The sequence below is a fragment of the Streptomyces griseiscabiei genome (assembly GCF_020010925.1).
Classification (GTDB): Bacteria; Actinomycetota; Actinomycetes; order Streptomycetales; family Streptomycetaceae; genus Streptomyces; species Streptomyces griseiscabiei.
In genome coordinates this window covers 1,340,919-1,362,607 of the sequence record NZ_JAGJBZ010000002.1, presented here as the reverse complement: position 1 = coordinate 1,362,607, position 21,689 = coordinate 1,340,919, and the positions used below count along the sequence as shown (strand labels likewise).

Here is a 21,689-nt window from a genome sequence, read left to right as displayed (position 1 = left end):
AACAGAAGTGCCCGGCGCCTTGAAGGCGCCGGGCACATTCGCCCCCGGACAGCGTCTAGGCGCGACCGGCCGCCTTCTGGCTGCGACGGGAGACGGAGTCGATGACGACCGCGCCCAGCAGCACCGCACCCGTGATCATGTACTGGATCGAGGTGTTCATGTTCAGCAGGTTGAGGCCCGTGGTGATCGACTGGATGACGAGCATGCCCAGCAGCGCGGACCACACCGATCCCCGCCCGCCGAAGAGGCTGGTGCCACCGATGACGGCCGCGGCGATCGCGAGCATCAGGACGTTGCCGCCACCGGCGGACAGCGTCGCGCTCGCGGTCTGACCGGCGAAGAACATGCCGCCGATCGCCGCGAACCCGCCGGAGATGGCGAAGACGGTGATCCGGACCATCGGCACGTTGATACCCGCGCGGCGGGCCGCCTCGATGCCGCCGCCGACCGCGAACACCTGACGGCCGTAGGTCGTCCGGCGCAGCACGAAGTCCACGATCACCAGCGCCGCCAGGAAGACCACCAGCGCGTTGGAGACACCGGACGCGTCGTTGAGCACGGCGGCGGCGGCGAAGGACACGACGGCGAGCGCGCCGACCCGCAGCACGATCTCGCTGGTCGGCCGGAACGGCACGTTCGCGGCCCGACGGCGGCGCTGCTCGCCCAGGTTGCCGACGAGGGAGAGCAGCACACCGAGGCCGGCCAGGATGTACGCGCCGATGATGGCCTGGTCCATGAAGAAGGAGCTCTTGCCGAGCAGATGGACCGGGCCCGTGTCGGACGGGATGTTGATCGTGCCGCTGTCACCCAGCATCCACAGCATCACGCCGTTCCAGCCGAGGAAGCCGGCCAGGGTGACGACGAACGCGGGGACGCCGACCCTGGCGAAGAACCAGCCGTGCAGCGCGCCGATGGCGAGACCGGTGACGATCGCGAGGATCAGTGCCAACCAGGAGTTCATGCCGTGGTTCACCGCGAGCACGGCGAACAGGGTGGAGGCCAGACCGCTGACCGAACCCACGGACAGGTCGATCTCACCGAGCAGCAGCACGAACACCAGGCCGATGGCGAGCATGCCGGTGGCCGAGAGGAAGTAGCTGATGTCCGAGAGGTTGTCGGCGCTCAGGAAGAGGTCGTTCTGCAGCTGGAAGATCGTCCAGATGACGATCAGGCCGATGACCACCGGCAGCGAGCCCAGCTCGCCGCCCCTCACCTTGCGCTTGAACTCGGTGACGTAGCCCTTGAGGCCCTCTTCGCGGACCAGCAGTCGCGGGTCGACGACGGTGACCGGCGCGGCCGTGGGGTCGTCGGCGGGGGCGACCGTGGTCTGGCCCTCGTCCCCGGTGTCCGGCGCGGAGTCGCTCTTCACGGTCTTGGACGTGTCGCTCACTTTGCCGCCTCCGTGGTGCGCCGCCCCGCACGACGGGTCACGGCGTTGTCCGTGGCACCCGTGATCGCGGCGATGATCTCTTCATGGCTGGTGTCCTTCACGGAGAAGGAACCGTTGTTCTTGCCCAGGCGCAGCACGGCGACGGTGTCCGCGACCGCCTTGACATCGGCCATGTTGTGGCTGATGAGGATGACGGCGAGGTTGCGCTCGCGCAGCCGTTCGACCAGGTCGAGGACCTGCGCGGTCTGCTCGACGCCGAGGGCGGCGGTGGGCTCGTCCAGGATGACGAGCTTGGGGTCGCCGATGAGGGCGCGGGCGATGGCGACGACCTGGCGCTGACCGCCCGAGAGGCTCGCGATCGGGATGCGGACGCTCGGGATGCGGATCGAGAGCGTGGACAGCAGTTCGCGGGAGTTCTTCTCCATCGACACCTCGTCGATGACGCCGCGGCGCAGCAGCTCGCGCCCGAGGTAGAGGTTGCCGACGACATCGAGGTTGTCGCAGAGGGCGAGGTCCTGGTAGACCGTCGCGACGCCGAGTCCCTGGGCGTCGTGCGGCTTGTTGATCCGGACCGGGTCGCCCTGCCACTCGATGACGCCCTCATCGATGGGGTGGACACCCGCGATCGTCTTGACCAGGGTGGACTTTCCTGCGCCGTTGTCGCCCACCAGGGCGACCACTTCTCCGGCGTGGACCTCCAGATCGACGTCGGTGAGTGCCTGCACCGCACCGAATCGCTTGGAGACTCCGCGCAACGCCAGCACGGGCGTAGCGGACACGTGAACCATCTCCTTCGCCGCCTGACCGGCGGGGATGCCGCGCCCGGAATCAGGCGCGGAAATGTGCCGGCTCCTTCGACATGGGAACCGTGCACAAGGCTTACAAGGGGAACATGGGGGGAGTCGCCACGCCCCCCGAGCCCTGCGGGGGCGCGGGGAACCGCACGACCGGCCACGACGGCGCGGTCGGCGAGCGACGGTCCCTCGTGGCGATTCCCGCGGAGCGGAGCGTTGTGATTCCGTCCGGCGCCCGCCCCGGAAGCGGGGTCTGAAGGTGGGGCGGGCGCCGGACAGGCTCAGTGGGCCGGAGTGACTACTCCAGGCCGGCGGACTTGCACGCCTTGGCGTACTCGGCGGTGCAGATGTCGGCGACCGTGTACAGGCCGTCCTTCACCACCGTGTCCTTGATGTTCTCCTTGGTCACGGAGACCGGCGTCAGCAGCTTCGCCTGGACCTTGTCACCGGAGCCGCTGGTCACCGTGGTGTCGGCCAGGGACTTGATGTCCTTGCCCTCCAGCAGGTTGACCGCCAGCTCGGCGGCCGTGTCGGCCTCCGGCTTGTAGGCCTTGTAGACCGTGGAGGACTGCGTGCCGGCCACGATCCGCTGGATGGCGGCGAGTTCGGCGTCCTGACCGGTCAGCGGGATGCTGCTGATCTTCGCACCCTTGAGGGTGTTGGCGATGCCACCGGCCATGCCGTCGTTGGCCGCGTAGACGCCGGCGATGTTCTTGGCGCCCAGCTGGGTGATCGCCGCGGACATCTTCTCGGCGGCGACGGTGTCCTTCCAGAGGCCGGACTGCTCGTAGGCGATGTCGACCTTGCCGTCGAGGGCCTTGTGCGCGCCCTCCTTGAACTGGCCGGCGTTCGGGTCGGCGTCGTCGCCGTTGATCATGACGACCTTGGCCTTGGGAGTGGCCTTGTCGCCGAGGGCGTCGAGGAGGGCCTGGCCCTGGAGCTCGCCGACCTTGACGTTGTCGAAGGAGACGTAGGCCGAGACCGGGCCCTGGGCGAGACGGTCGTAGGCGACGACCTTGACGCCCTTGTCCACCGCGGCCTGGATGGAGGACTTGATGGCGGCGGAGTCCTGGGCGGAGACGACGATGACCTTGACGCCCTTGGTCACCATGGTGCTCATCTGCTGAGCCTGCTTGTTCGGGTCGGCAGCGGCGTTCGCGTACTGGACGTCGCAGTCGTCGCAGAGTTCCTTGACCTTGGCCTCGAAGTAAGGCTTGTCGAACTTCTCGTAGCGCGCGGTGACCGAGTCGGGCAGGAGCAGGCCGATCGACTTGTTGTCCGAACCGCCGGTGCTGCCGCTGTCCGAGTCCTTGTCGTCACCGGCCTTGCCACAGGCGGCTACGGACAGCGCCAGCGAGATCGCCGTGGCGCCGATCGCGACTCTACGCATCGTTGCGTTCATTTGGGTTGTGCCTCCCTGACACGGGCCGCAGCACTGCGGCCGAGGTGGCTGGAAGTCAACTCGGCCACACGTGCGACGTCAAGAAGTAAATCCTTAACGGGTTGGCAACGGCGTGTTTCGTTCTCTAAGTGAAGGCAGGGGTCGCTGCGGTGAGGGTCCCGTCCAAAAGGGTCGAATCACCCATCTCACTGAGGGCCAGGGCCAAGGCCCCGAGGACCTCGGCTCGGCCGCCAAGTGCCCCTGGCAGCACCGAGAGTTGACGTGCGGCACTCGGGATCGCGTACCGGCCGACCGACTCCCTTATGGGTCCGAGAACCAGCTCTCCGGCCTCGGCGAGATCGCCACCGAGAACCACGCGGCTCGGGTTCAACAGATTGCAGAGATTGGCGACTCCACTTCCGATGTGTCGGCCGACGTCGGCGATCACCCGACGGCAGCCCGGGTCCCCGTCCCTCGCCAACCGTACGACCCCTTCCATGGTCAGATCGGTGCCGTGGCTGGACTGGAGGAGCGGCAGCACATAGCGCGCGGCGGCGAAGGTCTCCAGACAGCCCCGGTTGCCGCAGCGGCAGACCGGGCCGGATTCATCAAGAGTAATATGCCCGATTTCTCCCGCCGTGCCACCCGGACCTCTGTAGATCTTGCCATCGATCACCAGTCCGGCACCAACACCGCTGGACACCTTGATGTACGCCAGGTCCCGCACCCCCCGGCCACTGCCCCAGACCAGCTCACCGAGGGCGCCGAGGTTGGCGTCGTTGTCCACGTGCACCACGACCCCGAGGCGGCCCTGCATCTCGGCGGCGGGCTTGGTGCCGGTCCAGCCCGGCAGGATGGCGGTGGAGCCGAGCGTCCCGGACTCCACGTCGATCGGGCCGGGCACCCCGAGGCCCACGCCCGCGATCTTCGTACGGTCCACACCCGTGGCCTCGATCAGCCGCGTGACCAGCTGTTCCGCCCGGTCGAAGCCCTGCGTCGAGGAGGCGTCCACATCCAGCGGCTCGGCCTCCTCGGCGAGCACCTGATGGGCGAGGTTCCCTATCGCGACGCGCAAATGCGTATGCCCGAAGTCCACGCCGATCACGATCCCGGCGTCCCCGCTGAGCGAGACCGCGCGCGCCCGTCTGCCGCCCGCCGACGTGGGCGTGACCTCGACGGTTCCCCCGTCCTTCAGTTCGCGCACGATGTTGGAGACCGTGGCCGCGGAGAGGCCGGTAGTCCTGGCGATCTCCGCCTGCGTCAGCGACCCGGCGAGCCGCACCGCCCGTACGACGCGTTCGAGATTTGCTCGGTGCAGCGACGACTGCGACCCCGGAGTCTCCATCGACTCATCCACTCCCGTCCAGGACGGGCGGCCCGCACGCCGCCCGTGACCCAGGTCACAGCCACGGGACCCGGGTCACTTACAAGTTGTGAACTCCAAGCTCCGCTGAACGGGTTACCGCAGTCAAGTCCTTGACGGAAACTGGGGTCGCCGAATGACCACTAAATGTCACTCTGCGGCTACTTGGGGTCCCGGGAGTGGCTACTTGAGCGTGGCCGAGGTGAGGCCCGCCTGCACCTGACGCTGGAAGGAGAGGTAGACCACGAGCATGGGGATCATGGCGATGGTGACACCGGCGAACAGGACGGGCAGGTCGGAGGCGTAACCCTGTTGCTGCTGAAGCTGGATGAGGCCCTGGGTGAGGACGTACCGCTCGGGATCGTCGCCGCTCTGTGGCTGCATCAGGACCGTGGGCAGGATGAACTGGTTCCACTGGCCGAGGGTGTTGAAGATCCCGACACTGATCAGGCCCGGCTTGGCCATCGGCAGCATGACCTGGAAGAACGTGCGGGTGTGCGAGGCCCCGTCGAGGATGGCCGCCTCGAAGACGGCGTTGGGCAGCGTCCGGAAGAACGCGTGCATGAAGAACACCGTGAACGGCAGCGAGTAGGCGACGTACACCAGGATCAGCCCCTGGTAGGTGTTCAGCATGTCCAGCCGTTTGACCATGAAGAACAGCGGCACCAGGGCCAGGAACACCGGGAACATCGCGCCGGCGACGAAGAAGTAGTAGAGCAGCCGGTTGCCCCGGAACGGGTAGCGGGCCAGGACGTACGCGGCCATCGAGCCGAACAGCATGGTCAGCGGGACGGAGAAGACCAGCACGATGACCGTGTTGACGAAGTAGTCGCCGATGCCCTTGTCCCAGGCGCGGGAGAAGACGTCCAGGGACCAGTTCTCGGGCCAGCCGAAGGCCGAGCCGCCGATCTGGGCGTCCGTCTTGAAGGAACTGAGCACCAGCCACAGCAGCGGCAGCACGATCAGCAGGGCCCACAGGGCGAGGAAGCCGTGCGAGAAGACGTTCAGGACGACGCCTTCGCCGCGCTCGTCGCCGGGACCCGTGCGGGCCTTGTCCACCGTCGGGCCGGTGGGGACCGAGTCGCCGCGCGAGGCGGTCTTGAGGGGTGCACTCATCTTGTGTCGTCTCTCCCGCTCAGAACTCGACGCGCTCGCGACGGGTGGCGCGCAGCATGACCACCGACACGATCAGGGTGAGGAGCAGCATCACGACGCCCATCGCACAGGCGTAGCCGCTCCTGCCGTACAGCAGGAAGTTCCGCATCATCACGGTCGCCATGACCTCGCTGTGGTGGTCGGGGCCGCCCCCGTACTCGCCCGCGGTCATGGTCGAGACCAGGATGAACATGTCCATCGCCGCGATGCCGAGATAGACCCAGGCGGTCTGCACGGAGTCCCACAGCAGCGGCAGGGTGATGCGGAAGAAGGTGTGGGCGCGGCCGGCGCCGTCGATCAGCGCGGCCTCGTAGATGTCCCGCGGGATGGCCTGCATCGCGGCGGAGAACAGCACCAGGTAGAAGCCGACGCCGTGCCAGACGACGACCAGGATGAGCGCCCAGAGCACCATGTTCGGCTCGTTCAGCCACTCCACCGGGCCGCTCTCGTCGACCAGGCCCAGCTTCATCAGGAAGCCGTTGAGCATGCCGCCGCTGTCGCTGCGGTACACGGCCCCGAACAGCACCGCGAGGATCGCCAGCGACAGCACCTGCGGGAAGAAGTAGACGATCTTGTAGAACCCCGAGCCGGCGACCCCCGAGACCCCGCCGGCCCGGCCGCGCCCGCCCGCGTTCAGCATGAACGCGAAGAACAGGGCGAGCAGGATGGTGATCACCGGGATGAAGATCAGGAACAGGATGTTGTGCCAGATCGCCTGGAGGAAGATGTCGTCCTCGAACAGCGCCGTGTAGTTGTCCAGGCCGATGAACGAGAACGTCTGGGACTGTCCTTTCCAGTCCGTCAGCGAATAGCCGAACGTCTGGATGTAAGGCCAGATCACAAAGATCAGATAGAGCGCCACGGGGACCAGGAGAAATCCCGCGACGAACCGGTTCTGCCCTTTACGCATTGGCGTTTCCCTGCCTCCGGTTCGATGAGTCGAAAAGCGCGCCCCGGCTTTTCAGGGGCGCGGGGAACTGCGCGGCGAGCCACGACGAACCCGCAGCTCACCACAGTGCGCAGCTCCCACGGCGCTCCGACGCCCCTCTAGTCCCGACGGTTCTTCTTGGATTCCGGGTCCTTCGCCTGCTTGTCCACCGCGGCCTGTGCCCGCTTGAGCCACTCGGCGGGCTGGATCCGCTTCGCCATCAGTTCGTTCGACGCGTTCTGGATCGCCGTGTCCATCTCGCTGTACCACTCGGTGTACAGGTAACGGAACGTATTGTCACCGGCTGCCTTGGAGACCTCCACCGTGGACTGCGTTCCCGGCCGCAGCGAGACCCCGGTGTCGACGCCGTCCTTCACGATCGTCAGGGAGTTCGCCTCCTTCGCGAACAGCGTCGACCACTCCTTGGAGAGCATCATCCGCATGAACTCCTTGGCCGCCGGCAGGTTCTTCGCCTTGGCCGGGATGATGAACGGCTCCCCGGAGCCGGCCCGGATCGCCTCGAACGGCATCACGCTGCCGGGGAGGACCGGCATCGGCATGAACGTCATCTCGAAGTCGTCCGGCGTCTGCTTCAGCTGCTCGTTCTCCAGCCAGGAGCCGGAGGTGATGAACACGGCCTTGTACTGGTTCCAGCGGGCCTGGGACTCGGTGTGCGTCAGGCCGTTCGTGCCGGGCATCAGATAGCCCTTCTCGACGACCTCGTAGATCGCCTCCACACCGGCCTTCGCGGCGTCGGAGCCGACGAACGCCTTGGGGTCGAGGTTGTCGATGGCCTTCATGGCGTCCAGGCCGCCCGTCTTGGCGATCAGGTCCATGATGGCGACGTTGATGTAGTACGGGTACTTGCCCTGGTGGGCGAGGCCTCCGATCTCCTTGGCCTTGGCCTCCTTGCAGATGGTGAGGAAGTCGGCCCAGGTCTTGGGCTCCTCCCAGCCGTTCTCCTTGAAGAGCTTGCCGGAGTACCACAGGCCCCACACCGTGTAGATGTAGTTGAGGGCGACGACCTTGTCCTCCTGCATGCCGGCGTCGAGGGTGCCGGGGATCAGCGTGTCGCGGACCTTCTTGCCCGGGTCGTCGATCGAGGGCGAGTCCAGCACCTCGGCGAGGTCGAGCAGCTGGTCGTTCTTGTAGAGGACGTCGATCGGGATCTGCTGGGCGCCGGAGTCGTCGACGATGTCCGGCGGGTTGCCCGCGTTGAACCGCGGCTGGAGCTTGCCGGTGATCTCCTGGGTCCCGGTGTGGGTGGAGGTGACCCCCCACTTCTTCTGGAACGCGGCCTCCCAGGCCTTGGCGTACGCGTCTCCGTAGCCGCCCTTGAAGATGACGACGTCGAGCTTGCTGCCCTTCTTGACGCCGAAGGGGTTCGACTCGGAGGTCTCGCCCTGGGTGTCCTCGGAGGTGTCGTCCCCGCCGCCCCCGCTGGCACACGCGGACAGGAAGCTCATCGTCGGGACGGTGATCAGGCCGAGCGCGGCGGAACGCTTGATCAGATCGCGGCGGCCCACGCCTTCGAGGTCGGTGGTGCCGGCGCCCTCGGGGCCGTGGTCGTTCTCGGCGGTAGTGGATCCCATGCTCAAGTCCTCGCCTTCTCCAGGACTCAGGCGGTGAACCGGATCCTCCCGGCACCGCGGTCGGTTCAAGCTGGGGTCGTGCGTGAGGATTCAACAGGGGCAAGACGGCGGTCGGCGCGCGGACACGTCCGCGACCACCGGTAATTCCCCCCAGGTAGTGCCTGTCCACGGATGTGCGACCTGTGCGACCACTATGCGGACGCCGACAGGTATAGTCCATTTCCCGCCAGGGGGGCAAGATCGAATGCAAGGTTCACCATCGGTCTTTTCCGAGTTGAGACCTCTCGGAAATATGAGCGGCCTTGCGCCACCTGACCGGAAAATCCCCGCCATTCGGCCCGGATGGCGCACTCAACACCCTTGACATCGCCCGTCACTTCAACCCCTACTGGTCCCTGCGTCACACGCTCGACAACGTTGTCCTCTTTCGGTCGTTTCTTGATCGGAAACAGTTGCTGGACGTAGGGAGAGTGCTCGCCGATGCGGCACAGACGGGGTTCCACGGCGGTGCTCGGCGCCGCCGCTTTCGCTCTGGTGGTGGCCTCGCAGGGCGCGGCCGTCGCGTTACCGGACCGACCGGCGGCCGGGGAACGGGAGTTCAGTTCCTCCTTCGAGCCGGACGACCCGGCACCGGACTGGGTCAGCACGGTCGACACCGCGCCCGACGGCTCCCCCCGCGCCTCCGGCGTCGACGGCGGCTACACCACCGGCATCCCTGGCGGTATCACCGACCGGGTCACCGACGTCCGGGCCAGCGGGGAGAACACGGGCAGCGGGGAGGTGAAGGAGAATCTCGTCGACGGGGAGTCCGCCACCAAGTGGCTCACCTTCCAGCCCACCGGCTGGGCCGAGTTCGACCTCGACCGGCCCGCCAAGGTGGTCACCTACGCGCTGACCTCGGCGAACGACTTCGAGACCCGCGACCCCAAGGACTGGACCCTCAAGGGCTCCACCGACGGCAAGGAGTGGAAGACCCTCGACACCCGCACCGGGGAGAGCTTCGAGGAACGGTTCCGGACGAAGTCGTACGACATTCCCGGTGACGCGGCGGCCGAGTACCGGCACTACCGGCTGGACATCACGAGGAACAACGGCGCCTCGATGATCACCCAGCTCGCCGATGTGCAGTTCTCCACGGGCGGCGGGCAGGCACCGGCGCCGAAGGAGATGCTGTCGCTGGTCGACCGGGGCCCGAGCGGCTCGGCGACCGCGAAGGCCGGGGCGGGCTTCACCGGCAAGCGGGCCCTGCGCTACGCGGGCCGGCACACGGCGGACGGCCCGGCCCACTCGTACAACAAGGTCTTCGACGTGAACGTGGCCGTCGAGCGGGACACCGAGCTGGCGTACCGCATCTTCCCCTCGATGGCGGACGGCGATCTGGACTACGACGCCACGAACGTCTCGGTCGACCTGGTCTTCACCGACGGCACCTCGCTGAGCGAGCTGGGCGCCGCCGACCAGCACGGCTTCCCGCTGTCGCCGCGCGGCCAGGGCGCGGCGAAGGTGCTGTACGTCGACCAGTGGAACGACGTGGTGGCGCGGATCGGGCCGGTCGCGGCCGGGCGGACCGTGGACCGGATCGTGGTGGCGTACGACTCCCCGAAGGGCCCGGCGAGGTTCCGCGGCTGGCTCGACGACGTGACGCTGCGCGTCCGCGCGCCGGAGCGGCCGAAGGCACATCTGTCCGACTACGCGGTGACCACCAGGGGAACGAATTCCAGCGGCGGTTTCTCCCGCGGCAACAACTTCCCGGCGACCGCGGTGCCCCATGGCTTCAACTTCTGGACGCCGGTCACCAACGCGGGCTCACTGAGCTGGCTGTACGACTACGCGCGGGCCAACAACGCGGACAACCTGCCGACCATCCAGGCGTTCAGCGCGAGCCATGAGCCGAGCCCCTGGATGGGCGACCGGCAGACCTTCCAGGTGATGCCCTCGGCCGCCTCCGGTACCCCCGAACTGAGCCGTACGGCACGGGCGTTGCCCTTCCGGCACGAGAACGAGACGGCCCGGCCGTACTACTACGGGGTGCGCTTCGAGAACGGCGTCGAGGCCGAGCTGGCGCCGACGGACCACGCGGCGGCGCTGCGCTTCACCTATCCCGGCGACGACGCGAGCGTGCTCTTCGACAATGTGACCGACCAGGCGGGGCTGACCCTGGACAAGGAGGCCGGGGTCGTCACCGGGTTCTCGGATGTGAAGTCCGGGCTGTCGACGGGCGCGACCCGGCTCTTCGTGTACGGGGTCTTCGACGCTCCGGTCACGGACGGCTCCTCGACCGGCGTGAAGGGCCACCTCCGCTTCGACGCGGGCGACGACCGCGCGGTGACGCTCCGCCTCGCCACCTCCCTCATCAGCCTCGACCAGGCGAAGGACAACCTGCGCCAGGAGATCCCCGACGGCACCTCCTTCGAGACGGTGAAGGACCGGGCGCGGGCGCAGTGGGATCGTGTACTCGGGAAGGTGGAGGTCGAGGGCGCGACCTCCGACCAGCTGACCACGCTGTACTCGAACCTCTACCGGCTGTACCTGTACCCCAACTCCGGTTTCGAGAAGGTCGGTTCGGCCTACAAGTACGCCTCGCCGTTCTCGCCGATGACCGGCCCGGACACCCCGACGCACACCGGCGCGAAGATCGTCGACGGCAAGGTGTACGTCAACAACGGCTTCTGGGACACCTATCGGACGACCTGGCCCGCGTACTCACTCCTGACACCCGGTCAGGCGGGCGAGATGGTCAACGGGTTCGTGCAGCAGTACAAGGACGGCGGCTGGACCTCCCGCTGGTCCTCCCCCGGCTACGCGGACCTGATGACCGGCACCTCCTCGGACGTGGCGTTCGCGGACGCGTACGTCAAGGGAGTCGACTTCGACGCGAAGTCGGCGTACGAGGCCGCCCTCAAGAACGCCACGGTCGTCCCGCCCTCGGCGGGCGTCGGCCGCAAGGGCATGGCCACCTCGCCCTTCCTCGGCTACACCAGCACCGACACCCACGAGGGCCTGTCCTGGGCGCTGGAGGGCTATCTCAACGACTACGGCATCGCCCGGATGGGGCAGGCGCTGTACCGGAAGACGGGCGAGAAGCGGTACGAGGAGGAGGCCGCCTACTTCCTCAACCGGGCCCAGGACTATGTGCGGTTGTTCGACGAGAAGGCCGGGTTCTTCCAGGGCCGGGACGGCAACGGTGCCTGGCGGGTCGACTCCGCGAAGTACGACCCGCGCGTCTGGGGCCACGACTACACGGAGACCAACGGCTGGGGCTACGCCTTCACCGCGCCGCAGGACAGCAAGGGCCTGGCCAACCTGTACGGCGGCCGGAGCGGGCTGGCGGAGAAGCTGGACACCTACTTCTCCACCCCGGAGACGGCCTCCCCCGAGTTCGTCGGCTCCTACGGCGGGGTCATCCACGAGATGACCGAAGCCCGTGACGTACGGATGGGCATGTACGGCCACTCCAACCAGGTCGCCCACCACGCGATCTACATGTACGACGCCGCCGGGCAGCCCTGGAAGGCACAGGAGAAGGTCCGCGAGGCGCTCTCCCGCCTCTACACCGGCAGCGCCATCGGGCAGGGCTACCACGGTGACGAGGACAACGGCGAGCAGTCCGCCTGGTACCTCTTCTCCGCGCTCGGCTTCTATCCGCTGGTGATGGGCAGCGGCGAATACGCCGTCGGCTCCCCGCTGTTCACCAAGGCGACCGTCCACCTGGAGAACGGCAGGGACCTGGTGGTCGAGGCGCCGAGGAACAGCGCGAAGAACGTGTACGTGCAGGGCCTGAAGGTCAACGGCAAGCGCTGGACGTCGACTTCACTGCCGCACTCCCTCATCTCCCGTGGCGGCGTGCTGAAGTTCGACATGGGTCCGAAGCCGTCCCGCTGGGGCACCGGCGAGAAGGCGGCCCCGGTGTCGATCACCGAGGGCGGGCGGGCGCCGACCCCTCGCTCGGACGCGATCGAGGGCGACGGCGCGCTCTTCGACGACACGTCGTCGACGAAGGCCTCGGTGGAGACCGCCGCGCTCCCGGCCCCGGCCCGGACCAGGGCGGTTCAGTACACGCTGACCTCCGCCGACCGCGCCGAGGCGCCGACCGGCTGGACCCTCCAGGGCTCCAGGGACGGCACCACCTGGAAGACCCTCGACGAACGCTCCGGGCAATCCTTCGCCTGGGACCGCCAGACGCGGGCCTTCTCGATCCCGGCCCCGAGGAGGTACGACCACTACCGGCTCGTCCTCGACGGCACGGCGACGCTCGCGGAGGTGGAGCTGCTGGCCTGACCGTCCGGGGTCGGGTGGTGTGACCCACCCGACCCCGGTCCGGACCCAACCGGCTTGACTTGGTTGCCTGTTGAAACGATAGAGTCTTGTCCAGACCACTCGACAACGTTGTCCTGTCGAGGGGCCCAACAGCCGCACTCCCACCGCGCCCGGTCTCCCCCGTACCGGGTCGCGGCTCGCGGACCGGGTGGGCACGCACCGCCCGCCCACCCGGTCCGCTCCGAGCGTCGTCGTCACGTTCCCGCCCCCGCACAGGGCGGGTGACGTCGGTCGGACCGCCGGGTTCAGCCCACCCGGCAGGGCAGCGTGGTCGCGGGATCACCTCCCGACCCCTGCACCACGTACCCGAACGTCGCGGTCTCGCCGGGATCCAGCGAGCCGTTCCAGTCCGCGTTGTGCACCATCACGTTCTGCCCGGTGTACGTCGCGCTGCCGCTCCAGAGACTGTCGACCTTCTGTCCTGCGGGCAGCGTCCAGTTGACCATCCAGCCGAGCATCGGCACGTCGCCGGTGTTGGTGACGACGACCTCGGACTGATAGCCACCGGTCCAACTCCCTGTCGTACGACGGGTCGCGGCGCACTGGCCCGGCACCGGCTCGGTGGGGTTGCCGGGCTCCTTGATGCCGGTCACCTCGCCGTTGCCGCCGTCGAAGACGACGTCGGAGCAGGAGTAGAAGGTCTCCTGGCTGTCGGAGCGCTGCCAGACCATGTAGACGAGGTGGCGGCCCGACTTGTTGGCGGGCAGCTGGCCCCGCCAGGAGTAGTTGGCCTCGACCGTGCCCGGACTGCCGTTCAGCGGCGGGTGGTCGACGCTCAGGAACGGCTGGGCCTCCATGTCGTTCCAGGTGAGCGTCTTCGTCGGGTCGAAGCCGTCCTTGGTGATGTAGACGTAGAACCAACCCGGGTGCGCCGCCCACGCGTTGTACGAGAAGTCGACGGTCGCGCCGGAGGTGAGGTGGGTCAACGGCCAGTCGGCGCTGGGGGTGTTGAACCCGGTGAAGTTGGTGTTGCCGCCGCTGCACAGCTGACCGTCCGGCACGAAGCCCCGGGTACGGCCGGCGCCGTCCGAGCGGAGCACCGAGAACCAGTTGTAGAACGGGGTCGTCCCGCTGACCTGCTGCGCGGAACGGCAGGCCGGGTTGATCGGTTTGATCTCCCCGGTGTCGGTCAGCCCGTCCTGCCAGCACAGGAAGGTACGGCTGCCGGGCTTCATCGGGGTGCCGTGCGCCTCGGCCTTCCCGCTGCCGGCCGTGACGACCAGGCCGAGCGCCGGGATCGTGGTCACGAGGGCGAGCAGGACGAGCAGGAGCGCCTGGTGGCGCCGGGGCATCCTTAATCGCAAACCTGTCACGTGCATGACAAATACTCCTTGCGTGTACGGCTTGGAGGTGGGGGGAACGTGCGGGTGCCGCTGTGCGGGGGTGCGGAGGGGTGGTGTGGGGCGGGAGCGGACCCGGGAGGCGACGGGTTCCGGTCCGCCACCCCGATTATGGGAGCGCTCCCACCCCCACCTGCTTCGGAAGCTAGCGCGGAGCGCGGCGCTTGTAAACGGCCGGCGCGTACGACTGCGCGTACGGCCGGCGGGTACGGCTCGTGCTCACGGACGCGCGGACGGGTCCGGCGGCCGGACGCGGCGACCGGGCGCGGACCCGCCCCGCCGTCGTGGTCAGCCGGGCGAGCAGACCAGGATCCGCCCGTCGCCGGTGCCGATCAGCAGGCGGCCGGAGGCCGTCACGGTCAGCGCGGTCGGCAGGACGGACACCGCCCCGACCGTCGGACGACGGCGTTCGCGCACCGTGCCGTCGCGCGGATCGAGCGCGACGATCTCACCGTCGTCGTAGGCGATGTACACGGTCTCCGGATCGGCGTCGAGGGCGGTGGCCCTCCGGTCCGTCCGGAACACCCAGGCCGGCTCCCCCGTGGTCGCCGAGCGGCGTACGACGAACGAGCCGCCGGGCCGCAGCCCATGACCGTGGTACACGGTCCCGGCGTGGATCAGATCGCCCTCGCCGGTCTCGATGCCGGGGCCGGCGTAGTGCGTCTCGCCCGGCACCCAGGAGTACGGGAACAGCTTCCTGATCTCCTCGGGGGCGGGCTCGCGCGGGCGGTCGGCCGCCGGAGCCGCGGCCGGGTCGGCGGCGTAGAGCCACGCTTCCCCCGGGTCCGGCCCTTCCTCGCCCTTCGCCCGCACGGTCTCCCGGAAGTAGATCCGGCTGCCGCGGCGGATGCGAAGGGCGCTCGTCTCCCCGTGGAGCCCGGCGGGCGCGAGGGCCGGCCGGCCGTCGGCGCCGCGCAGCACGGACACCGGGGCGGAGGGAGTGAGGTGGTCGAGCTGTGTCCCGTCGTCGAGCGCGAGCCGGAGCACGGACTGCGGACGGCTCTCCCACGCGGGCCGCTTCAGTCCGACCCAGACCGACCGCTCGTCGGCGGCCACGACGAGGTCACGCCCCCCGGCGGGGCCGTCGTCCGGGACCGTCCACTGCCGGCTGCCCCCGGGCGACCACGACTCCAGCCCGACCCCGTCGAGCGTCGTCAGGATCCTGCCGTCGGAGAGTTCCTCCGCCGCGCGGACGTTGCGGCGCGGATCCCAGTCCGCGGTGAGCGCCGAGAGGGTGCGGCGGGCGTGCTCCTGGCCGTCGGGGCGCGGGGCCGCCACCCGTGGGCCGGCCAGTTCCTCGTCCGTCACCGATCTCGGCGGTACGGCCCTCCAGTCGGGGCGGCACACCACGGCGACATGCCCCTCGGCCCACGCGTCCTCGTCGTCCCAGTCGTCGGGCGGTGCCATCAGCACGCGCAGCCGCTGGTCGTCGAGCCACTCCAGGCCCAGGACCTGACGGCCCAGCGCGTGCTCGATGAGGGAGGTGGCCGTGCCCGACTCCAGGTCCAGCAGGAGCAGTTCGCCCTCGAAGAAGTAGCCGCCGTCATAGTGCCCCGTGCCCACCGCGAGGAGCGGGAGGCGGGGGTGGAAGGCCAGCGCGTGGACGGGGTGGCGGGCGCGGAGAAGGGCGCGGCACGCCAGGTCGTCGGTGCCGTAGACACCGACCGGCGTGATCCTGCCGTACCCGTGCAGGCCCGCGAGCATTCCGGACGCACCCGCCACCGCCAGCAGCCGACGGCCCTCGTCCTCGACGGTCAGGGCGGGGTCGCCGATCTCGGCGAACGGGCGGTCGCCGAGGACGCGGTCGAGGCGGAAGCGGGTCACGTGGGAGGGGGTTGTCATGCCGGTAGTGGTCCTGCCGGTGGTGGTCATGCCGGTGATTGTCTCCAGGGGCGTTCGGCGCGGAGGCGGACGGTGGTCAGGAGGCGGCGGGTCAGCTTCGCGTGGGTGCCGGTGCCCAGGGCGAGCAGCCGGTAGAGGCCGCCGGCCGGGCCCGGGAAGGTGGCACGGGTCTCGGCGCGGAGGCGGACCCCGCCCGGCTCCGCCTCGTCCAGGCGGAAGGTCCAGGTGTACGAGGAGAAGCGGTGGCGGCCCAGGAGGGTCAGCTCCCGGGGCGGGACGGCGGTCGCCGTGCGGAAGCCGGGGAAGGTCGTCTCGCCCTCGACGGGCGGGCGGGGCCCGGCCGCCGTGTGGTCGGCGCAGCCGACGATCCTGGCGTAACGGACCGCGGAGGGGCGGGAGAAGGCCCAGTCGAGCGTCTCGGCCAGGGCCCACCACACGTCCTCGGCGTCCGCCGCGACGAGGATCGTGTGCTCGTCGACGAAGGGCAGGGGGCGGGCGGGGCGGCGCATCGGTGCGGCCGGTGGAGCATCCATGGGGAGGAGTCTTCGCTGTCGGTGGGCCCGGCGCCAGGGGATTGTTCGGTACGGCGCGTGACACCGGGCCCGGCGTGTCCCGTGTGTCTCATGCATTCCATGTGCCCCATGCATTCCGCAGGTGTTGGAGGTGTCCGGCTGTCGCGTCGCTGCCGGTGGGCGGGGTCATAGGATCGCCGCCATGGCACTGCGACCCGCTCACCTGATCATCAAGGCTCTGGACGCCTCGGCGGTCGGCCGGTTCTGGGCGGAGGCGCTCGGCTGGACGGCCCACAGCCCCGGGGTGACCACGTATGTCGGGCCCGGCGAGGAACTGGTCTGGCCCGATCCGGTCGTCATCGGTATCGACGTCGTTCCGGTCGCGGAGCCCAGGGCGGCGGTGAAGAACCGGACGCATCTCGACCTCGCCACCACCTCGGCGGCCCATCAGGCGGAGCTGGTCGCGCGGTTGAATGAGCTCGGGGCGACAGCCGCTGACGTGGGCCAGGGGGAGGTGCCCTGGACGGTGCTCGCCGATCCGGAGGGCAACGTGTTCTGTGTGCTGGAGCCCCGGGAGGTCTACCGGGACACCGGGCCCGTCGCCGCGGTGGTGGTCGACTGCACCGATCCCCGTGCCATGGCCCGGTTCTGGGGCGAGGCGCTGGGCTGGGTCCCGCGCGAGGTCACCGACGAGCAGGCGGCGCTGCGCTCCGCCGAGGGGGTCGGCCCGTATCTGGAGTTCCTCCGTACGCCGGGCGGGAAGACCGTGCCGGACCGTGTCCATCTCGACCTGCTGCCCCACCCCGGTGACGACCGGGCGGCGGAGGTGGCCCGGTTGCGGGCCCTCGGCGCCACCGACCTCGATGTCGGTCAGGGCGAGGTGCCGTGGACGTGCCTGACCGACCCGGAGGGCCACGAGTTCTGCGTCCTCGCCCTGCCCTGAGCCTGCCGGGTCGCGCTGCCCCCGCGGATCGGCGGCGCCACGCGCACCGGGCGGACAGCCCGCACGGGGTGGTGTGCCCGCCGGCCGCCGGGCAGGCGCGCCGGCCCGCCTCGGTGACTCGGGGCGCGGAGGTGGCGGTCATGTCCTGACCGTGGCGCCGGGGGACGGCGGAGGGCCGCACCCCCGTCACCGGGGATGCGGCCCTCAACCGCCGTACTGCCGTACTGCCGTACCGAGCCGCTTACTTGCGGATCAGGCTGCGCAGCACGTACTGCATGATGCCGCCGTTGCGGTAGTAGTCGGCCTCACCGGGGGTGTCGATGCGGACGACCGCGTCGAACTCGACGCCGCTGTCGGTGGTCACCTTGACCGTGCGCGGGGTGGTGCCGTTGTTCAGCTCCTCGACGCCGGTGAAGGAGAAGGTCTCCTCGCCGGTCAGGCCGAGCGAGGCGGCCGAGGCACCCTCGGGGAACTGCAGCGGGAGGACGCCCATGCCGATGAGGTTCGAGCGGTGGATGCGCTCGTACGACTCGGCGATGACGGCCTTGACGCCGAGGAGGGCCGTGCCCTTGGCCGCCCAGTCACGGGACGAGCCGGAGCCGTACTCCTTGCCGGCCAGGATGACCAGCGGGATGCCCTGCTCGATGTAGTTGCGCGAGGCGTCGTAGATGAAGGAGACCGGTCCGCCGTCGACGGTGAAGTCGCGGGTGTAGCCGCCTTCCGTGCCCGGCGCGATCTGGTTGCGCAGGCGGATGTTGGCGAACGTGCCGCGGATCATGACCTCGTGGTTGCCGCGGCGCGAGCCGTAGCTGTTGAAGTCACGGCGCTCGACACCGTGCTCCGTGAGGTACTTGCCTCCGGGGGTGTCGGCCTTGATCGCGCCGGCCGGGGAGATGTGGTCGGTGGTGACCGAGTCGCCCAGCTTGGCGAGGACACGGGCGCCGGCGATGTCCGAGACCGGGGTGGTCTCCATCGTCATGCCCTCGAAGTAAGGGGGCTTGCGCACGTACGTCGACTGCGGGTCCCACTCGAAGGTGTCGCCCTCGGGGATCGACAGCGCCTGCCACTGGGCGTCGCCCGCGAAGACGTCGGAGTAGGACTTGGAGAACATGTCCTCGCCGATGGCGTTCGCCACGACGTCGTTGACCTCGGCCTCGGAGGGCCAGATGTCGGACAGGAAGACCGGCTTGCCCTCCTGGTCCACACCCAGCGCGTCGCGCGTGATGTCCACCTTCATGGAGCCCGCGAGGGCGTACGCGACGACCAGCGGCGGGGAGGCCAGGTAGTTCATCTTGACGTCGGGGTTGATCCGGCCCTCGAAGTTGCGGTTGCCGGAGAGCACCGAAGTCACGGCCAGGTCATGGTCGTTGACGGCCTTGGAGACCTCCTCCGGCAGCGGGCCGGAGTTGCCGATGCAGGTGGTGCAGCCGTAGCCGACGAGGTTGAAGCCGACCTTGTCGAGGTAGGGGGTGAGCCCCGCCTTGTCGAAGTAGTCGGTGACGACCTTGGAGCCCGGGGCGAGGGTGGTCTTGACCCACGGCTTGCGGGTCAGGCCCTTCTCGACGGCCTTCTTCGCGACGAGCGCGGCGGCGACCATGACGTACGGGTTCGAGGTGTTGGTGCAGGAGGTGATGGCCGCGACCGTCACCGCGCCGTGGTCGATCTCGTACGTCGAGCCGTCGGGGGCGGTCACCGTGACCGGGTTGGACGGGGCGCCGTTCGGGGTGACGGCCGGGGAGTCGGAGGCCGGGAAGGACTCCTTGCCCGCCTCGTCCACGACGTCGACGTAGTTGAGGACGTCCGTCTTGAACTGCTCGGCGGCGTTCGCGAGGACGATGCGGTCCTGCGGGCGCTTCGGGCCGGCGATGGAGGGGACGACCGTTGCGAGGTCCAGCTCCAGCTTCTCGGAGAAGTCGGGCTCGGCCTGCGGGTCCAGCCAGAGACCCTGCTCCTTGGCGTACGCCTCGACGAGCGCGAGCTGCTGCTCGGAGCGGCCGGTGAGCTTCAGGTACTTGATGGTCTCGCCGTCGATCGGGAAGGTCGCGGCGGTGGAGCCGAACTCCGGCGACATGTTGCCGATGGTGGCGCGGTTGGCGAGGGAGGTGGCGGCCACGCCCTCACCGTAGAACTCGACGAACTTGCCGACGACACCGTGCTTGCGGAGCATCTCGGTGATGGTCAGCACGAGGTCGGTGGCGGTGGTGCCGGGGGTCAGCTCACCGGTCAGCTTGAAGCCGACGACGCGCGGGATGAGCATGGAGACCGGCTGGCCGAGCATCGCGGCCTCGGCCTCGATGCCGCCGACGCCCCAGCCGAGCACACCGAGGCCGTTGACCATGGTGGTGTGCGAGTCGGTGCCGACGAGGGTGTCGGGGTACGCCTGGCCGTTACGGACCATGACCGTACGCGCGAGGTGCTCGATGTTCACCTGGTGGACGATGCCGGTGCCCGGGGGGACGACCTTGAAGTCGTCGAACGCGGTCTGGCCCCAGCGCAGGAACTGGTAGCGCTCGCGGTTGCGGCCGTACTCCAGCTCGACGTTCTGCGCGAAGGCGTCGTGCGTGCCGAACTTGTCGGCGATCACGGAGTGGTCGATGACCATCTCGGCCGGGGAGAGCGGGTTGACCTTCGACGGGTCGCCGCCGAGCGCCTTGACGGCCTCACGCATGGTCGCGAGGTCCACCACACAGGGCACACCCGTGAAGTCCTGCATGATCACGCGGGCCGGGGTGAACTGGATCTCCTGGCTGGGCTGGGCCTGCGAGTCCCAGCCGCCGAGGGCACGGATGTGGTCGGCGGTGATGTTCGCGCCGTCCTCCGTGCGGAGCAGGTTCTCCAGCAGGACCTTGAGGCTGTAGGGCAGGCGAGCCGAGCCCTCCACCTTGTCCAGCCGGAAGATCTCGTACGACTCGTCGCCCACCTGCAGCGTGCTGCGGGCGTCGAAGCTGTTCGCCGACACGACAGTCTCCTTCATTCCATGTGCGCGTACCACCGCATCCTGCCGCCACGTCCCCTTGGCCGATCCGCTAAGGTCAGGCTAAGTTAGGTATGCCTTACCGGGGTGGCGGTCGCAGTGCGCCTCGGCAGATATCTCGATGTCGAGATAACAGTAGTACATGGGCGCGGGCTGGTCATGCCCGGGCCGATGTGGCGTGCGCCAAGCCGATGTGGCGTGCGCCAGTCTCCGGGCCGACAGGCCGGACGCGCGCGGGCCCTTCAAATGCGTTGCGGGGCGCTTCCCGGGCTTCCTAGCATGGTCGCTCCTCGCACGGTTGTTCCTCATGGGCGGGGAGCGAGCCCTGTCCGCGGCCGTGCCGGCGGATCGGAGATCCCACGCGATGACTTCCCACCTCCACGCGCTCAGCTTCGACGCGAACGACCCCGAGGGTCTCGCACGCTTCTGGGCCGGCCTCCTGGACCGGGAGACGACCGAGGACCCCTACGGCGGCATCGCGCTCGCACCGGACGGCGAGACCGCGCTCCGGCTGCGCTTTTCGCCCAGCCAGGAGAAGAAGACCGTCCCCAACCAGATGCACTTCGACCTGACCAGCGCCTCCCCCGACGACCAGCGGCGGGTCGTGGAGCGTGCGCTGGAGCTCGGCGGACGCCACATCGACATCGGCCAGCTCCCGGAGGAGAAGCACGTGGTCCTCGCCGACCCCGAGGGCAACGAGTTCTGTGTGATCGAGGCGGGCAACGGCTTCCTCGCCGGCTGCGGCTTCATCGGCGCGCTCGCGAGCGACGGCTCGCAGGAGGTCGGGTACTTCTGGAGCCGGGCGCTGGACTGGCCCCTGGTCTGGGACCAGGACGAGGAGACCGCGATCCAGTCACCGCGGGGCGGCACGAAGATCACCTGGGGCGGCCCTCCGCTGGCCCCGAAGGCCGGGAAGTACCGCCTCCACTTCGACCTCGTCCCGGCCGACGACAGCGACCAGCGGAGCGAGATCGACCGCCTCGTCTCCCTCGGCGCGACCCCCGTCGACATCGGCCAGGGCGAGGTCGACTGGGCGGTCCTGATCGACCCCGACGGCCACGAGTTCTGCGTACTGCCGCCAATACCCCTGCCGTGAACCGCGGTTGCGGGCACTGACGACGATCGGCAGGGATGCGGGACACGGAGTGGGGTACCCGG

14 protein-coding genes are annotated in these 21,689 nt (G+C 69.1%); 3 read left to right on the top strand and 11 right to left on the bottom strand.

Annotation, left to right across the window (positions count from 1 at the left end; all coding sequences use genetic code 11):
• Positions 1–55: 55 nt before the first annotated feature.
• The 7 genes from J8M51_RS23460 to ngcE form a co-directional block, all read right to left on the bottom strand.
• The gene (locus J8M51_RS23460) at positions 56–1,390 is read right to left on the bottom strand and encodes a sugar ABC transporter permease (RefSeq protein ID WP_086756649.1); all 1,335 of its coding nucleotides are present in this window, start codon (positions 1,388–1,390) and stop codon (positions 56–58) included.
• The gene (locus J8M51_RS23455) at positions 1,387–2,178 is read right to left on the bottom strand and encodes an ATP-binding cassette domain-containing protein (RefSeq protein WP_086756651.1); all 792 of its coding nucleotides are present in this window, start codon (positions 2,176–2,178) and stop codon (positions 1,387–1,389) included. Before J8M51_RS23455 ends, J8M51_RS23460 begins: the two co-directional genes overlap by 4 nt.
• A 304-nt stretch (positions 2,179–2,482) precedes the next feature.
• Entirely contained in the window at positions 2,483–3,574 is a 1,092-nt protein-coding gene (locus J8M51_RS23450; RefSeq protein WP_086756652.1) for a sugar ABC transporter substrate-binding protein, read from the bottom strand.
• Positions 3,575–3,710: 136 nt separating this feature from the next.
• Entirely contained in the window at positions 3,711–4,910 is a 1,200-nt protein-coding gene (locus tag J8M51_RS23445) for an ROK family transcriptional regulator (RefSeq protein ID WP_086756654.1), read from the bottom strand.
• 201 nt (positions 4,911–5,111) lie between these two features.
• Positions 5,112–6,044 (bottom strand): carbohydrate ABC transporter permease, encoded by a 933-nt coding sequence (locus J8M51_RS23440; RefSeq protein ID WP_086756656.1) that lies wholly within the window; start codon positions 6,042–6,044, stop codon positions 5,112–5,114.
• Positions 6,045–6,063: 19 nt separating this feature from the next.
• The gene (locus J8M51_RS23435; RefSeq protein ID WP_086756658.1) at positions 6,064–6,993 is read right to left on the bottom strand and encodes a carbohydrate ABC transporter permease; all 930 of its coding nucleotides are present in this window, start codon (positions 6,991–6,993) and stop codon (positions 6,064–6,066) included.
• 137 nt (positions 6,994–7,130) lie between these two features.
• Positions 7,131–8,603: an N-acetylglucosamine/diacetylchitobiose ABC transporter substrate-binding protein gene (gene ngcE / locus J8M51_RS23430; RefSeq protein WP_086756659.1), complete on the bottom strand. Its 1,473-nt coding sequence runs from the start codon at positions 8,601–8,603 to the stop codon at positions 7,131–7,133.
• Between the two features lie 480 nt (positions 8,604–9,083).
• On the opposite strand from ngcE, the gene J8M51_RS23425 reads away from it, so the two are divergent.
• Complete coding sequence (locus J8M51_RS23425) at positions 9,084–12,881, top strand: GH92 family glycosyl hydrolase (protein ID WP_086756661.1); 3,798 nt, start codon at positions 9,084–9,086, stop codon at positions 12,879–12,881.
• A 284-nt stretch (positions 12,882–13,165) separates the two neighbouring features.
• On the opposite strand, the gene J8M51_RS23420 is transcribed toward J8M51_RS23425, so the two are convergent.
• The 3 genes from J8M51_RS23420 to J8M51_RS23410 form a co-directional block, all read right to left on the bottom strand.
• A complete protein-coding gene (locus J8M51_RS23420) occupies positions 13,166–14,212 on the bottom strand; it encodes a lytic polysaccharide monooxygenase auxiliary activity family 9 protein (protein WP_179203144.1) in 1,047 nt (348 codons plus the stop codon).
• 336 nt (positions 14,213–14,548) lie between these two features.
• Complete coding sequence (locus J8M51_RS23415; RefSeq protein WP_086755136.1) at positions 14,549–16,132, bottom strand: PQQ-binding-like beta-propeller repeat protein; 1,584 nt, start codon at positions 16,130–16,132, stop codon at positions 14,549–14,551.
• Positions 16,129–16,635: a hypothetical protein gene (locus J8M51_RS23410; protein ID WP_398856714.1), complete on the bottom strand. Its 507-nt coding sequence runs from the start codon at positions 16,633–16,635 to the stop codon at positions 16,129–16,131. Before J8M51_RS23410 ends, J8M51_RS23415 begins: the two co-directional genes overlap by 4 nt.
• 181 nt (positions 16,636–16,816) lie before the next feature.
• Here J8M51_RS23410 and J8M51_RS23405 point away from each other — a divergent pair, with 181 nt between their 5' ends.
• Positions 16,817–17,557, top strand: a complete 741-nt coding sequence (locus tag J8M51_RS23405) for a VOC family protein (protein ID WP_086755134.1) — start codon at positions 16,817–16,819, stop codon at positions 17,555–17,557.
• 241 nt (positions 17,558–17,798) lie between these two features.
• On the opposite strand, the gene acnA is transcribed toward J8M51_RS23405, so the two are convergent.
• Positions 17,799–20,516: an aconitate hydratase AcnA gene (acnA, locus tag J8M51_RS23400; RefSeq protein ID WP_086755143.1), complete on the bottom strand. Its 2,718-nt coding sequence runs from the start codon at positions 20,514–20,516 to the stop codon at positions 17,799–17,801.
• 379 nt (positions 20,517–20,895) lie between these two features.
• Between acnA and J8M51_RS23395 the strand changes: the two genes are divergently transcribed.
• The gene (locus J8M51_RS23395; protein ID WP_086755133.1) at positions 20,896–21,627 is read left to right on the top strand and encodes a VOC family protein; all 732 of its coding nucleotides are present in this window, start codon (positions 20,896–20,898) and stop codon (positions 21,625–21,627) included.
• Positions 21,628–21,689: the final 62 nt, after the last annotated feature.